The organism is Paracoccus versutus (assembly GCF_000763885.1).
Lineage (GTDB): Bacteria > Pseudomonadota > Alphaproteobacteria > Rhodobacterales > Rhodobacteraceae > Paracoccus > Paracoccus versutus.
This window is the reverse complement of record NZ_JRKO01000057.1, coordinates 17,545-32,034: the sequence shown is the minus strand read 5'-3', so window position 1 is coordinate 32,034 and position 14,490 is coordinate 17,545. Positions and strand designations below refer to the sequence as shown.

Genomic DNA, 14,490 nt, shown 5'->3' with positions numbered 1-14,490 from the left:
TCGTGGCGCTGTCCACGATCCTGGGCGGCCATTGCCGGGTGGGGCTCGAGGACAACATCTACCTGGAACGCGGCGTCTTCGCCACCAACGGCCAGCTGGTCGAGCGCGCCAGCCGCATCATCGCCGACCTGGGCTGCGAGGTCGCCACCCCGGACGAGGCGCGCGGGATCTTGGGCCTCGATGCGCTTGCCGAAAAACGCCTGGCGGGCTGAGGAGATGCGCTTTCCCGTTCCGCTCAATGCGGTGGTTGCGCATCGCTGGCATTGCGATCATTTCGGGCATCTGAACGCCCGCCATTACGCGGCCGCCTTCGACGACGCGATCTTCATCTTCTGGTCCCAGGCGGGGGTGGAGGTTCCCCCTCCGGGACAGCCCGGGGTGATCCCCGTCACCGCCCAGTTGAAGATCGAATACCGATCCGAGGTCACGGCCGGCGAGGTACTGGCGATCTCGGGGCAGCCGGCGCGCATCGGCGGCAAATCCGTGACCCTGGCGCTGACGATGCAGGAAGCCGCCACCGGCCGGACCGTCGCGACCTGCGAGGTGGTCGAGGTGTTCTTCGACGCGCTGGCGCGCCAAAGCGTCCCGGTGCCCGACCCCGTCAGGGTTGCCTTGCAGGGGGCCGGATAGCCTGCCTTCACAACCGTTCCAACATAACAAGATCAGGGAGAAACATCATGAAACACCCCCATTCGACCACCGCGCTGGCCTTGATATTCGGCCTCGTGGCCTCGGCCAGCGCAGCGCAGGAGGTCAGCGTCGTCACCTGGGGCGGCGCCATCGAGGTCAGCCAGATCGAGGCCTATAACAAGCCCTTCACCGAAGCGACCGGCATCAAGGTCACTACCATCTCGGCGGACGATCCCTCGGTCCTGCTCAGGGCGCAGGTGGGCGCGGGGAACGTGACGGCGGATGTCTTCGACGTGGCCATGGCCGATGCCGTGCGGCTTTGCGACGACGGCGCGGTCATCGCCATCGACCCGGCCGACCTGCCGCCGGGGGCCGACGGCACGCCCGCGGCCGAGGACTTCATCGACGGCGCGCTGAGCGATTGCGGCATCGCGACCATCTTTGCCGGCACCGTGATCAGCTACGACACCAGCAAGTTCCCGGACAAGGCGCCGTCGACCGTCGCGGATTTCTTCGACACCCAAGCCTTTCCCGGCAAGCGCGGGCTGGCCAAGGATGTCAAGCGCACACTGCATTTCGCACTGATGGCCGACGGGGTGCCGGCATCCGAGGTCTATGACGTGCTTGCCACGCCCGAAGGCGTCGACCGGGCCTTTGCCAAGCTCGACACCATCAAGAAGGACGTGGTCTGGTGGGAGGCCGGCGCGCAGCCGCCGCAACTGCTGGCCGACGGCGAGGTGACGATGACCACCGCCTATAACGGCCGCATCTTCGACGCCGCGATCAACGAGGGCAAGCCCTTCGAGGTGATCTGGGACGGGCAATACCTGGAACTGAACGCCTTCGTCATTCCCGTGGGCGCGCCGCACCCCGAAGAAGCGCTGGAATACGTCAAGTTCGCCACAGGGTCCGAGCCCCTGGCCGGACAGGCGCGCTATATCAGCTACGGCCCCGCCCGCAAGTCCTCGGCCCCGCTTCTGGGGCTCTACAAGGACGACAAGACCGAGATGGCGCCGAACCTGCCGACGGCGCCGGAGAACATGGCCAATGCCGTCCTTGAGGATCCCGGCTTCTGGGCCGATCACAGCGCGGAACTGGCCGAGCGGTTCAACAACTGGCTGGCGGCGAAGTAGCCGGTGCCAGGGAGAGCGAAGGCGCCTTCGCTCTCCTGTCTTCGCAAATCACTTCTGTGGTTTCAGGCTGACCCGCGACGCTGACGCGTTTTAGACTAGGACAGGGGATCCGTCTCTGTCATTAGCTTCTCGCGGAAGACTTCGGCGGGTGTCCCGGCACAGCCCGTCCAAAGACGGACGATTCGGTGACTGTTGCGATGGTCCGGGAACGTCCAGCTGAACGACCCCTACGTCCGATCCGAGAAGGATCAGCGCATGAGCCAGGACGAGATAAGAGCAGCCAGAGGATTCATGTCCATTACCGCATTCATGATCGATGCCGTCAGATCCCGGCCAATGCCGGTCACCGGGTGGCTATGATCCCGGCGAGACGCCGCAGGAGAGACTCGTCGAGCTTGAAACGACGCTCGAAGACCGGACGCTCCGCTTCCGGACCGGTGGTCTCGTAATGCACGCGCAATACCCCGGCGCGGGTGGCATAGGCGAGCCTGGCCGAAGGGCCGACGCTCGACATCTGCAGGTTCAACGCCACATCGTCGAGCGAGCGGAACTCGCCGGCAGCCATCGTATCGACCAATGCGGCAACGCCTTCACCCAAGGTCCCCGCCGCGGCAAGTGCCGCCCCACCCGGAAACACGCCTAGACCTGCAGTCGCAGCCGGGTACTCCTGATACTGCTCCACCTGTTCGGCCAGCGCGAACAGGGGCGTTTCCGGGTCCGGACGCCATTGCACGGAGGCATGCAGTCGCGGCATCCGACTGACCTTGCCGACCTTCTCCGGCGCGTCTTTCATGCCCGTGCCCAGGATCAGCGCGAAGGTCAGGCTGACGATATCCGACCCGGTCATATGCAGCGCGGACCGACCGCGCCCGCCTTTCCGGCGCAGGCCAGCCGCCGACAGGCTGCGGTCGATGCTCTCGACCGTCACGGCGTTGACGTCGAACAGATCGGCGATTGCCGCCACCATTTCTCCCGACGTTGCCATGTTGCGAACCATCCGAATTTATTTCGTATGGGAGTTACGGCAGGCGGGAAAGCGGGCGTCAATCGCCAACCGGAAAAATTTCGGATGAAAGAGGGGCTCTGCCCTCGACCGTCACTCTTGTGCCGGACTGGGGAAGAAAGCGCTCTCGTGCGAGCCTTCCTGCGAAGGCGGCGGGAAGATCTGCAAAAAGTATGCTGCGCTTGGTCCTGCTCTTATAGACGACCGGTCTATTTCATGCGTATGACACAGTTCCACCTCACACCAAAGGGCGAAGCGACCCGGCTGCATATCCTCGAAGCCGGTCAGGCGCTGGTGCTGCACAAGGGATTTTCGGGCATCGGTCTGCAAGAGATCCTGCGTGCGGTGGATGTGCCGAAAGGCTCATTCTACCATTACTTCGCCTCCAAAGAAGCGTTCGGCACAGCCCTGCTGCAACATTACGTCGAAACCTACGGCGACAGGCTGGACCGGCTGCTGGAGCCGCCGGGAACTGGCAGCCAAAGACTGATGCGCTACTGGAACGCCTGGATCTCTGACCCCGAGGATCCGGCCCGGCCCGGCTGGGCGGAAGGCTGTCTTGTCGTCAAGCTGTCGGCCGAGGTGGCGGATCTGTCCGAAGACATGCGTCAGGTGCTGGAGGCGGGCGTCACACGCCTGATCGCCCGTTGTGGCACACTGATCGCGGCGGGGCGCGCAGACGGATCGCTGCCCGGCGGCGCCGATGCACAGGCGCTGGCCCGGGTGCTTTACCAGATGTGGCTGGGGGCGGCGCTGCTGACCAGGCTGACGCGATCCCCCGACCCGATGCGCGATGCGCTTTCCGCCACGACACGGCTGCTGGCCTGCGAGGCCAATCCCACGAAGGAACACACCCATGAAGATCTTCTACAAGACCCGCGCCACCGCGACCGGCGGGCGCAGCGGCCATACTGCGCTGGACGACGGCAGCCTTGCCTTCGACCTTGCGGCGCATACTGTGCTTCCGGTCGGATGTTCCGATATGCGACGCTACGCGCGTCGGCGGGTTGCCGCTCTTTACAACATACAGGATGCGCGGCTTACTGCCGGAAGAGAATCTGCGGAGGCATCCCTGGCAGGACCACCGAACCGAACGAAGCCTCCGAAGGTCCGGCCCGAGACCCGGTCGCCGGCAAGACAGTCGCGGAGATCCTGGGCGAGATCGTCTGGCTGATGACCCAGGACCCTGCGGGGCGGGAGATGAAGGTCGCGGACATCGAGAAGCTGGTCATGCCGGCGATCCTGCAGCGGAGATTTCACATCAAATATGCGCAGGTTACAGATACACGGAAACCTGCGGCGTCTGTATTACAACCTGTGGCGGCAGAGATCTATCGCGATCAAACCGTTAAAGCTCACTCGTATATTTTTAAGATGGCAAGATCAAGGGAGTGAGCAAGTGCTGAAAGCCACATTACTACTGATCTTTGCCACGGTTACATTATGGATTCCTGCAATCGCCGAGCAAGCTAAAAGCCAATCCTCTGTTGAGGTGGCTTCGCTTTGCAATACTCTGCCTGCAGAGGCACTACTCCTAGGCTCTCCACCGGTTCATCTCGGCCAACAGTTAAACACAATCTCGTTCCCTATCACGCCAGTCTCAGGACCGTCCGAGCGAGACTTCGATGGCGCCATCGTTACGGTTTATAGAAGCTCGGGAGCATTTGGTAATAACCCCGGATTGATGATTGAAACGACGCGCTGTCGTGGCGACGACATAATCGTGGGAATTTCGAAGTCTACTGGTCAAATGACACCGCGATCTATCGCTAGTTGGGAAGTGGCGGCTCATAATAGCTTGCAGCAACAGACCGGCCAGACACCTGGGCGGAGTATCGAAGGTGACCGAATCGTCTACCGGGCACTAAAAGGTAGTGCCGCCCCTTCATGTGATCTCTGCCCCAGTGTGATATTGGAGCTTTCTCAAAGTTGTCGCCTCAGTACCTCAGACCGTATACGCTGTGCCTTCACCAACAGCACCTTCTATTTTATCATTTCCTCCAGAAAAAGTGATCAAGAATGAACGGTACTAATGACACTTGGTTAACTATTGAAGTTCAGATCAGCATCCTTGGAGCTTGGTCAGACTACGCCAACGCCCACAAAAACGCAACTGATGTACTTGCCCTCACAAACACTGGGTTGTCAGCGCTGCGGCTACGGGATGCCTTTATTGGAAAGCCACAGTCTTGGGTGCTTTCGGCAATTACCGAAGGCATGAAAGATAAATTTATTGAAGCTGACTTCATTATTAACGCGATTAATCCGGATGCAAATATTAACTATGGAATTCTACTGAGCGAGCAGGTGAAGCTGGACCAACTGGTAGTTCAGCGTACTTTCCCAGATGGAACTGTCGCCAATACTCCCTTAACAGAATGGGAAAAGTTTTCTCTGATCATTCAAAAACATTCCGGTCTAGATGTCTCAAATGTTGCCAAGGTAGTTCAGGAGCAATATACTCTTGCTGGTGAGAACGCTGCTGCGTTGCGGCAGCTTTACTCCGCAGCAGGAATCGATATTGATTTTATTGTTGGCTTGACTGATTCTGAAATCGACCAACTTGGCTCCGATTTAAATCTCCCAGCCGAGATCCTTGAAGAGTTCCAATTCAAAGCATTCTGCTTTTCAGCAGGCACACAAATCTTGGTAATGGGGGGTGAGCATGCATCTATCGAAACCCTCCGTCCCGGCGACATTGTCCTTGCGTTTGATCATTCGGTTGAAGCTGGGCGGGGGGCATTGGTACCAAAGCGGGTGGTTAGGCTTTTCCATAATGAAACGGGGGATGGCTTTCCCTTTCGTGGCACGAGGGTGGCGAAGATCGCGAGCTTACGGTAACGCCCGGCCACCGCTTCTTCGACGCGCATGGCCAATTCCGCCGTATCGACGAGATCATCGAAGACGCCGAGCCGACGGTCGTGTTGGCCGACGGTTCCCTTGCAGGTATTCACGCGGAACGGATCGTCTGGTCTGAGGAGACCAGGCACATGTTCGAGGAGGTCGAGGCGGTCGCCATGGCCGCAGGCGACGGGCTCGCACATTCCGGTCGTGGTGCCTGGCGCAGCTACAACTTCGAGGTCGAGGATCTGCATACCTATGTCGCGGGCGGCGTTCGGGTTCACAACGACAGCCAGGCGACCATCGATCTGGCCGGAAATCTCGGGCGCAGCTTCGGCACGCAGCTTGCCAATGTTCTTCTGGAGGGCGAAAGCCAGTTCGAGCGGCTGCTTGGCGGCACCATTCTGGGCACGATTACCGAAAACCTCGCCGAAGTCATTACCAGCACCGGCTATCATATGTTCGATGGTCGGCAGTTGAATTTCGCGGTCTCCCTGGAGGATGCCATCGACAACCAGCTCGGCGATATCGGACCCGAGCTCACGGCCAGCCTTACCGCCTCGATGGCCTCGCTTTTCGCGGCGGAACTCGGCGAACAACTGGGACTGGAGGGGTTCGGGGCGCAGCTTTTCGGTGTAACCGCCTCGACCTATGCCGGCTCGGTGATCGAGCAACTCGCAAAGCAGAACTATAATTGGGGTGAGGTTAAATGGGGCAATGCCTGGGATAGCGTGCCAGGAGCGGTCGGCGCGTTCTTCGGCTCATCTCTCGCGCATAAGATCCTGCCGGCGGATACTCTTGCTGGATCGATTGGCGGCAGCCTCGGCTCGATCGCCGGGACCTCCTGGGCCATAGGGCAGATTGGGGGTGCTCTTGGTGGAATGCAGTCGGTTGGTTTGCTCGGCAACCTCCTGATCCCCGGTGTTGGCGCTTTCATCGGCACGCTTCTCGGGGACCTGTTCGGCGACGATCCCGAGCCTGGCGCCAATTTCCTGATGTTCGCCGAGCAGCAGGGCGAAAACATCATTCCCGGCGTGCTGGACTATTATCTTTACGCGACCGCCCGGGACGGCTTCCCGCATGACTATACGGAAGCCCTGGGCGAGGCGGTCATCGACCTGTCGCGCGCCTACATGAGCAATATCGGCGCGTTCGACATGGCGAACGCCAATATCAGCAACTTCACGCTGCCGGCGATCTATCAGAACAACGACCCTCATCATCTCGGGCCGAATCCGTTGGTGCGGGTGCTGCAGCGGATGAACATCGAGGCCCAGGACAACGGTAGCCTGCGGTTCTATGTGAACGGCCGGCGCGTCGATTCCGCCGAGGCCATGGTGGATGGCGCGGTCACCGATTTCCTGCGGGATTCCCAACCGATCGGCGGGAACATCTTCCTGAAGCGCGCCGTGGCCAATTCCGCCGGGGACGCCTCGTTCACCCTGGCGGCTTCGATGGCGACCGCGGCCGAGTATGAGCGCTATCTCGAAGACCACGCGACCATCAATGCCCTCATCGCAGCCTCGCCTGACTCGGCCTTTTCGGGCGCCTGGGCCTATACGCTGGCAGGCGCAGAGCAGCTGCGCCTTGGGCGGGTCAGTCAGGTGGATTTCGACGGTGGCCTCGGCGGGTTCCTCGCCTCGCTGGTCGAGGCCGGGGTCGCGGTCGATTTCACCGGCACCACCGTTCAGCGCGGCACCAACGGCAAGGTGCTGGTGAACGTGACGGTCGAGGATGCCGACAGCATTCCGTCCCATATCAAACTCTTCGCCCATGGCGCGAGGGTGACGGAAACCGCGGATGGCGCCACGATCCAGTTCACCTTCAACAGTAACATGGCCGCAGTCGGCTACAAGAACCTGATGTCCTCGACGGCCATCTCCGGCACCAACCGTCATGACGTCTCGGGGGAAAGCAACGGCCGCGACTTGTGGATCGCCGCGGACAACCGGAACTACAATTTCACCGATATCGGAACCCATACCATCCGGGTTGGCGATGCGGAGATCGAAAGCAGCGACGACATCCTGATCGCCGGCGGCGGGAACGACAGCATTCAGGCAGGAACCGGCTGGGACTGGATCAGCGGCGGGGCCGGCAACGACACTCTGCATGGCGGGGACCAGGACGACACCATCTTCGGGGGCGCTGGAAACGATCTGATCTATGGCGGCCATCAGATGGACTATCTGGAAGGCGGCGCCGGAGCCGATACCATCTACGGCACCGCGCAGGGCGATTCAGGTCAGCAGCTGGATCCGCTCTACCACGCGACCGACTATGCCACTGCCGGCTACCGGACCTCGAATGCAGGGGTGAACATCAATCTCGGCGCCGGCACGGCATCGGGCGGGCACGCCACCGGGGACAAGCTGCACTACATCATCAACCTCGTCGGCTCCGACCACAACGACACGCTGGTCGGCAGCGGAATTTCGAACTGGCTGGAGGGCGGCGCTGGCGCCGACATCCTGGATGGCGGGAACGATACCCTCATTCCCCCAGGGCTTGACACGGTTCCGCCGGACTACGCCTCATACTTCCACGCTCCGGAGGGCGTGACCGCCTCGTTGGCCAATCCGAACATCAATACCGGCGATGCGTCCGGCGATGTCTACCGGCGCATCGAGGGCCTGCAGGGTTCGAACTTTGACGGCATCCTGATCGGGGATGGCAACGACAACTTCCTCATGGGCATGGCCGGAGACGATATCCTGGTCGTGGGCCACGGCGAGGATTCGGTGCGCGGCGGCTTCGGCTTCGACATCATGAGCTATCGCGATCTTGGCTCGGGCATCAAGATGGACTTGGCCAACTGGGCTGCAAGCAGTGCCGTCGTCAAGGACGACAAGGTAAACGAGGCCGATATCGAAGGCTACGAAGGCACCAACCATAACGACACCTTGCTCGGCTCGGCCCAGGGCGACGTGCTGATCGGCCGGGCCGGCAATGACAGCATCGAGGGCCGTCAGGGCGACGACGCCCTCATCGGCGATGCGGGCAATGACACCCTGAACGGCGGCGCGGGTGCCGACAGCATGACCGGAGGCGACGGTAACGACGTCTATCTGGTCGACAATGCCGGAGACGTCATTTCCGAGACGGCGGACGGCGGCACCGACCGGATCCACGCATCCATCGGCATCGACCTCAACGGGCGGAACGGGGCCTACCGGAATGTGGAGAACGTCAGCCTGGCCGGGATAGCCAACCTCTTGGCTTGGGGGTCCGCAGCGAACAATTCCCTCACCGGCAACAACGGCAACAACAACCTGGCCGGCCGCAATGGGAACGACATGCTGAACGGCGGGTTGGGGAACGATACGCTCAATGGCGGCGCGGGGATCGATACCGCCGTCTATGCCGGGACAGCCGCGATCCGGGTGAATCTTGGACAGACGACCGCCCAGGCGACCGGGCAGGGGATGGATATCCTTATCGATATCGAGAACGTCACCTCTGGCAGCGGCAACGACACGCTGTTCGGCAATGACGGCGCGAACAACCTCAGCGGCGCCGCAGGCAACGACTCGCTCGTCGGTGGGGCGGGGAATGATACCCTGAACGGTGGCGCCGGTGCGGATATGATGACCGGCGGGGCCGGGAACGACGTCTTCTGGATCGACAGCTCCGATGACCGGGTCATCGAGGTCGCGGGTGGCGGCACGGACCAGATCAACGCCAGCATCGGCATAGACCTCGATCGCTCGGGCGGCATCTACGCGAATATCGAGAATGTCGCCCTGCAAGGAACCGGGAATCTCAATGCCCGGGGCTCTGCCGCGAGCAATATTATGGTCGGCAACGCGGGCAACAATATTCTCGACGGGAGGGATGGCGACGACAGCCTCAAGGGCGGCGCCGGCGCCGATACGCTGGATGGAGGCAACGGCAACGATATCCTCGATGGCGGGACCGGCGCAGATCGGATGGCCGGCCGATCCGGCAATGACGTCTATTGGGTCGATGCTTCAGGCGACGTCATCGTGGAAATGGCCAATGGCGGCACCGATCGTATCAACGCCAGCATCGGCATCGATCTCAAGCGTGCCGGTGATGTTTACGCCAATGTCGAAGAGGTCTGGCTGCAGGGCAGCGCCAATATCGGCAGCTGGGGATCGGCTGCGAACGACCGGCTGGTCGGCAACAGCGGCGCCAACGTGCTGAACGGCCGGGAGGGCAACGACCTGGTGGAAGGCGGGGCCGGCAACGATTCCCTGTGGGGCGATGTCGGCAACGACACGCTGAACGGCGGGACCGGCGCCGACAGCATGAATGGCGGCGCGGGTAACGATGTCTATTGGGTGGACAACGCCGGCGATGTCCTGGTCGAGGCGGCCAACGGGGGCACCGACCGTATCAACGCCACCATCGGGATCGACCTGAGCCGGTCGGACGGCGCTTACGCCGAAGTGGAGAACGTTTCCCTGATGGGCGCGGCAAACCTGAACACTTACGGTTCTGGAGCGAACAACGTTCTGATCGGCAATGAAGGCGCGAACATCCTGGCCGGGCGGACCGGGAACGACAACCTGACCGGCGCCGCCGGCGCGGACACGTTTCTGTTCCGCAAGGGCTGGGACCGGGACACAGTCCTGGACTTCGAGGACAATGTCGATACGGTCCGCCTGCTCGATTTTGACGTGACGGCTTTCGCCGAGGCCCGGACCTATGCCACCCAGAGCGGTGCGGATGTGGTGTTCGACTTCGGCGACGGCGACACGCTGACGATCCGAAATATCACCATCAGCGCACTCGCGGATAATATGATCTTCGTGTGAATGTTGTCTGGCATTAAACGGTCGTACGCTCAGCCAAAGGCTGAGCGTACGACCTGCCATACTGTCTCGCGGCTGTTCTGTCGCCGATATGGCGCGCATAAGCATCCGGCGCAGGCCGCCGCTATGCAGCGTTAGCCACGTTCCTGCCCTTCCAGTTCCAGGGCAGCAGTTCTGGTCAACGAGACAGTGGCATATCCGGAATTCGAGGCCGCACATCAGCCTCAGGGCCACGCGCAGTAGTTGTCAAGGATAATGTCGTCAAACCGTCGGCCGCGTCTTTGCGGAACTGGGCGAGACCGCTGATCGGCTCCATGGTCTTGCCATCGGCATGGGGCCCGAAGGCGGCGCCATCTGGGACCATGGCACCGCCGACCGAGGTCGAGGTTCTCGCCTGCCCTCCGTTCGGTGTCGAAAACCTCGTCGAAATGATTGCCAGAGAAGGTGATTGTCAGACCTGGCCACTCTGGGGGTTTTCTCTGGATGGGTATCATGGGCCTTGTTGCTTTTGACGCTGTCGAGATGGAAGAACGACTATCTCAATGGCCTGCCAGGCGTCGTCGTAGTGTGCGGGCGGAAATCGCATACCTCGCAGCAACTACCTCCATATCGCTGCCGTGTTCGTCAAGAGCACGCAGCGCTTCCTCGATCTGTTGATGGCTCAACGTGATAGGTGGCCGGCCGAGTCGGCAGCCCCTTTGCTTAGCAGCACTCAGCCCGGCCTTGGTCCGTTCGCTGATCAGCGCTCTCTCGAATTCAGCTAACGCGGCCATGATATGAAAGACCAGCCGTCCTCCTGAAGAATTGGTGTCTATCGATTCAGTTAAAGACCTGAATTGTGAGCATTTTCTTCGCAATTCATCGACAAACTGAACCAAGCCTGATAAGGATCTGCCCAAACGGTCCAACCGCCAAACGACGAGGGTGTCGCCTGGCCTCAGCGATCCCAGAGCCGCCTCCAAACCCGGACGGCCCATGCTCGCTCCAGAAAATCCATGATCTTGATATATCTTTTCGCACCCAGCGTCTTTCAAGGCAGATAACTGAAGATCAAGACGTTGATCATCCGTCGAGACGCGTGCATAGCCGACTATCATGGACATCCTACCCCTCCAACAGCAACTCCCTATTCCGTTTGATAGGGACCAAGGGAAAGTTCAGTGCGACATATTATACTAAACCGTTCAGTTTGGGCCGTTGACAGAATCGGTGATTTTTGACTGGCGGCCATCCCGGTGTCATTAGTCGAGCAAACACAAGCGTTTCCTAGCGCTGATTCTACTTTTGGGTTACACTTCCAGAAAGCACCGATTTTGGCACGGTCTGCATAGGCCGGCACTGACTTTACGTCTTTGCTCAATATTTGCGCAGGAAAATGGGCGAACCCAGTTTCTCCCTTTGGTTGTGCACACCGGGCGATCCGCACCTGGAAAGACACTTTGCAAAAGTCAATCCCGTAATTCCAAACAGTGGACCCCACGCTCAGGCGCTGGGGCTTTTAACGTTACTCTCAGGCGAGGTTCTGGCAACGATATCGATGCTGGAGGTAACGAAAATAATAGCCTTTATGGCGGCTCTGGAAACGACCAGTTTCAAAGCAAATCACTGGTAAGCTCGCAATGGGATTTCCAGAGAGCTGGAGACGCCGAGTACTGTGGCTGGCTTTGGCGGGATCACCATCCGGCATCGTCTATCTAATAAAACACGGTGGAAATCTCGTCTGATGGCGTCTTTAAAGACGTCCGTAAATAGTGTGAGGATTATTACATGGTAGAGAAGAGCGGTACTTCTGGGGCGGATACCCTGCTAGGGTCCAGCGACGCGGACACCCTGAACGGTTTGGGTGGAAATGATAGCATCATGGGTTATGCTGGAAATGATCTTCTTAATGGTGGGGATGGTTTGGATACCATCTGGGGAGGTGATGGATCCGACACTTTAAACGGTGGTGACGGTGCCGATGAGCTTAGGGCCGGAGATGGTGCGGATCTGGTAAATGGCGGCAATGGCGACGATTCCGTTTTTGGCGACACGGGTTCCGATACCATTTGGGGAGGCGACGGGAACGATTCGCTCTACGGGGGTGATGGTATTGCCGATTCTCCCGACGGAAATGACGAAATTCACGGCGGTAATGGAAACGATGATATCTGGGGTGGTGGACTTTCGGATACGCTCTACGGCGACGCCGGCAACGATACGCTTAATGGTGGCGAGGGGAACGACACTTTAAGCGGTGGTGACGGTGCCGATGAACTTAGGGCCGGCGATGGCGAAGATCTGCTAGTTGGCGGTAATGGCGACGACCTCGCTTTTGGCGGTGTGGGTTCAGATACCATTTGGGGAGGCGACGGGAACGATACGCTCTATGGGGGTGATGGCATTGATGATTCTCCCGACGGAAACGACGAAATTCACGGCGGTAATGGAAACGATGATATCTGGGGTGGCGGGCTTTCGGATACGCTCTACGGCGACGCCGGCAACGATAGGCTTAATGGCAATGAAGGGAACGACTCCCTCGACGGCGGCGCCGATGACGATGCGCTTTATGGCGGCTCGGGCAACGACAGCCTTGATGGCGGTACCGGCAGGGACACGCTGCGCGGCGAAGATGGCAACGATACCCTCGGCGGCGGTGCCGATGACGACGCACTCTATGGCGGCGCGGGCAATGACAGCCTGGACGGCGGTCTCGGCAACGACACGGTCTCCGGCGAAGATGGCAGCGACACGCTGCGCGGCGGTGCAGGCACCGACACGCTCTGGGGCGGTGCGGGTGCGGATACGCTCTATGGCGACATCGGCAACGACAGCCTGGACGGCGGCGATGGCAACGACGTGCTGATCGGCGGCGAAGGGGGTGCGGAGGCCGCCGATGGCGACAACGCGGGCGCCGATACGCTGCGCGGTGGTGCGGGCGCCGACACGCTCTTCGGCGGCGAGGGGAACGACAGCCTTGATGGCGGTACCGGCAGGGACAATCTCTTCGGCGAGGACGGGGATGACACGTTGCGCGGCGGTGCGGGCATCGACACGCTCACTGGTGGCGAGGGGAACGACTCTCTCGACGGCGGCGCCGACGATGATGAACTCTACGGCGGCGCGGGTAACGATACATTGAATGGTGGCGCCGGCGTTGACGATCTGACCGGTGGCTTGAATGCTGATGTATTCATTGCCGATGGCTCGGCAGATACCATCACCGATTTCAATGCGTCGGAGGGCATCGGTGATGGAAGTCAGGCGAATAATGACTTTGTCGATCTGTCAGCCTTTTACAACGAATCGACCTTGGCTGCCTGGAATGCGGCCCATCCTGATCAGCAGTTTACAACTCCGCTCCGTTGGCTTCGTTACGAGCAATCTCAGGGCGTGCTGAGTTCGGCGGGAAATTATCGTATCTTCAGTTCTTATAATAGTGAAACTGATACCGGCACGCTGGTTCCTGCCGACCAACTCAATCAGGAAAACACCAATGTTCCCTGTTTTGTGTCCGGTTCGCGAATTATGGCAGCGACGGGCGAGATTGCGATTGAGAATCTAAAGATCGGCGACCTGGTCCTTACCAAGGGCCATGGCATGCAGCCGGTCCGGTGGATCGGGTCGCGCAAACTGAGCACGACCGAACTGTCGGCCATGCCGCGCCTGCGCCCGATCCGGATCACGGCCGGGGCTCTGGGGGCGGGTACGCCTTCGACTGATCTGCTGGTCTCGCCCCAGCACCGGGTTCTAGTTCGCTCGAAGATCGCACAGAAGATGTTCGGAACGTCGGAGGTGCTGGTCGCGGCCAAGCAACTGGTGCTGCTCAAAGGCTTCGATATCGCGGAGGATGTCCGGGAAGTCGAATACTTCCACATGCTGTTCGATCGGCATGAGGTGGTGATCTCGAACGGTGCCGAGACGGAATCGCTCTATACTGGCCCCGAGGCGCTGAAAGCGGTTGGCAAGGCCGCGTTGGAGGAGATCTTCACGATCTTCCCGGAACTGGCGGATCCGACCCATGTGCCGCAGCCGGCACGCCTCCTGCCTTCGGGCCGGCAGGCGCGCAAGATGGGCTTGCGGCATCTGCAGAACAGCCGTCCACTGACCACGTCGAAATAAC

Annotated in this window: 10 protein-coding genes; 8 read left to right on the top strand and 2 right to left on the bottom strand. The window is 60.4% G+C overall.

Annotated features, from left to right (window positions below; translation table 11 throughout):
• The 3 genes from IT40_RS21265 to IT40_RS21255 all read left to right on the top strand — a co-directional run.
• Positions 1-212: 3-keto-5-aminohexanoate cleavage protein (locus IT40_RS21265; protein WP_036752777.1), on the top strand; the 212-nt coding region annotated here is incomplete at its 5' end.
• Positions 213-216: 4 nt separating this feature from the next.
• Positions 217-630 carry an acyl-CoA thioesterase gene (locus IT40_RS21260; RefSeq protein ID WP_052096210.1) on the top strand — a complete coding sequence of 138 codons (414 nt, stop codon included), beginning with the start codon at positions 217-219 and terminating at the stop codon, positions 628-630.
• A gap of 47 nt (positions 631-677) precedes the next feature.
• On the top strand, positions 678-1,763 hold the full coding sequence (locus IT40_RS21255) for an ABC transporter substrate-binding protein (RefSeq protein ID WP_052096209.1): 1,086 nt from the start codon (positions 678-680) through the stop codon (positions 1,761-1,763).
• 343 nt (positions 1,764-2,106) lie between these two features.
• Here the strand turns inward: IT40_RS21255 and IT40_RS21250 are convergent, their stop codons facing one another.
• The gene (locus IT40_RS21250) at positions 2,107-2,760 is read right to left on the bottom strand and encodes a hypothetical protein (protein WP_036759471.1); all 654 of its coding nucleotides are present in this window, start codon (positions 2,758-2,760) and stop codon (positions 2,107-2,109) included.
• Between the two features lie 222 nt (positions 2,761-2,982).
• On the opposite strand from IT40_RS21250, the gene IT40_RS29720 reads away from it, so the two are divergent.
• The 4 genes from IT40_RS29720 to IT40_RS26970 all read left to right on the top strand — a co-directional run bounded on the left by IT40_RS29720 (position 2,983) and on the right by IT40_RS26970 (position 10,388).
• Positions 2,983-4,161, top strand: a complete 1,179-nt coding sequence (locus IT40_RS29720) for a TetR family transcriptional regulator C-terminal domain-containing protein (protein ID WP_208021399.1) — start codon at positions 2,983-2,985, stop codon at positions 4,159-4,161.
• A gap of 4 nt (positions 4,162-4,165) precedes the next feature.
• Positions 4,166-4,789 (top strand): hypothetical protein, encoded by a 624-nt coding sequence (locus tag IT40_RS28900; protein ID WP_147307327.1) that lies wholly within the window; start codon positions 4,166-4,168, stop codon positions 4,787-4,789.
• Positions 4,786-5,607, top strand: coding sequence for a Hint domain-containing protein (locus IT40_RS28895; protein WP_147307326.1), 822 nt, complete (start codon positions 4,786-4,788; stop codon positions 5,605-5,607). The genes IT40_RS28900 and IT40_RS28895 overlap by 4 nt, the downstream gene beginning before the upstream one ends.
• Positions 5,608-5,756: 149 nt before the next feature.
• Entirely contained in the window at positions 5,757-10,388 is a 4,632-nt protein-coding gene (locus tag IT40_RS26970; RefSeq protein ID WP_052096208.1) for a calcium-binding protein, read from the top strand.
• 536 nt (positions 10,389-10,924) lie between these two features.
• Here IT40_RS26970 and IT40_RS27965 read toward each other — a convergent pair.
• Positions 10,925-11,488, bottom strand: coding sequence for a recombinase family protein (locus IT40_RS27965; protein WP_341802594.1), 564 nt, complete (start codon positions 11,486-11,488; stop codon positions 10,925-10,927).
• Between the two features lie 664 nt (positions 11,489-12,152).
• On the opposite strand from IT40_RS27965, the gene IT40_RS27960 reads away from it, so the two are divergent.
• A complete protein-coding gene (locus IT40_RS27960; protein WP_116171267.1) occupies positions 12,153-14,489 on the top strand; it encodes a Hint domain-containing protein in 2,337 nt (778 codons plus the stop codon).
• The last annotated feature ends 1 nt before the right edge of the window (position 14,490 follow it).

What these genes read in the sequence shown, in the direction of transcription:
- IT40_RS21260 (WP_052096210.1), top strand. Translation starts at nt 217, where the DNA reads ATGCGCTTTCCCGTTCCGCTCAATGCGGTGGTTGCGCATCGCTGGCAT.
- IT40_RS21255 (WP_052096209.1), top strand. Translation starts at nt 678, where the DNA reads ATGAAACACCCCCATTCGACCACCGCGCTGGCCTTGATATTCGGCCTC.
- IT40_RS21250 (WP_036759471.1), bottom strand. Translation starts at nt 2,760, where the DNA reads ATGGTTCGCAACATGGCAACGTCGGGAGAAATGGTGGCGGCAATCGCC.
- IT40_RS29720 (WP_208021399.1), top strand. Translation starts at nt 2,983, where the DNA reads ATGCGTATGACACAGTTCCACCTCACACCAAAGGGCGAAGCGACCCGG.
- IT40_RS28895 (WP_147307326.1), top strand. Translation starts at nt 4,786, where the DNA reads ATGAACGGTACTAATGACACTTGGTTAACTATTGAAGTTCAGATCAGC.
- IT40_RS26970 (WP_052096208.1), top strand. Translation starts at nt 5,757, where the DNA reads ATGTTCGAGGAGGTCGAGGCGGTCGCCATGGCCGCAGGCGACGGGCTC.
- IT40_RS27965 (WP_341802594.1), bottom strand. Translation starts at nt 11,488, where the DNA reads ATGTCCATGATAGTCGGCTATGCACGCGTCTCGACGGATGATCAACGT.
- IT40_RS27960 (WP_116171267.1), top strand. Translation starts at nt 12,153, where the DNA reads ATGGTAGAGAAGAGCGGTACTTCTGGGGCGGATACCCTGCTAGGGTCC.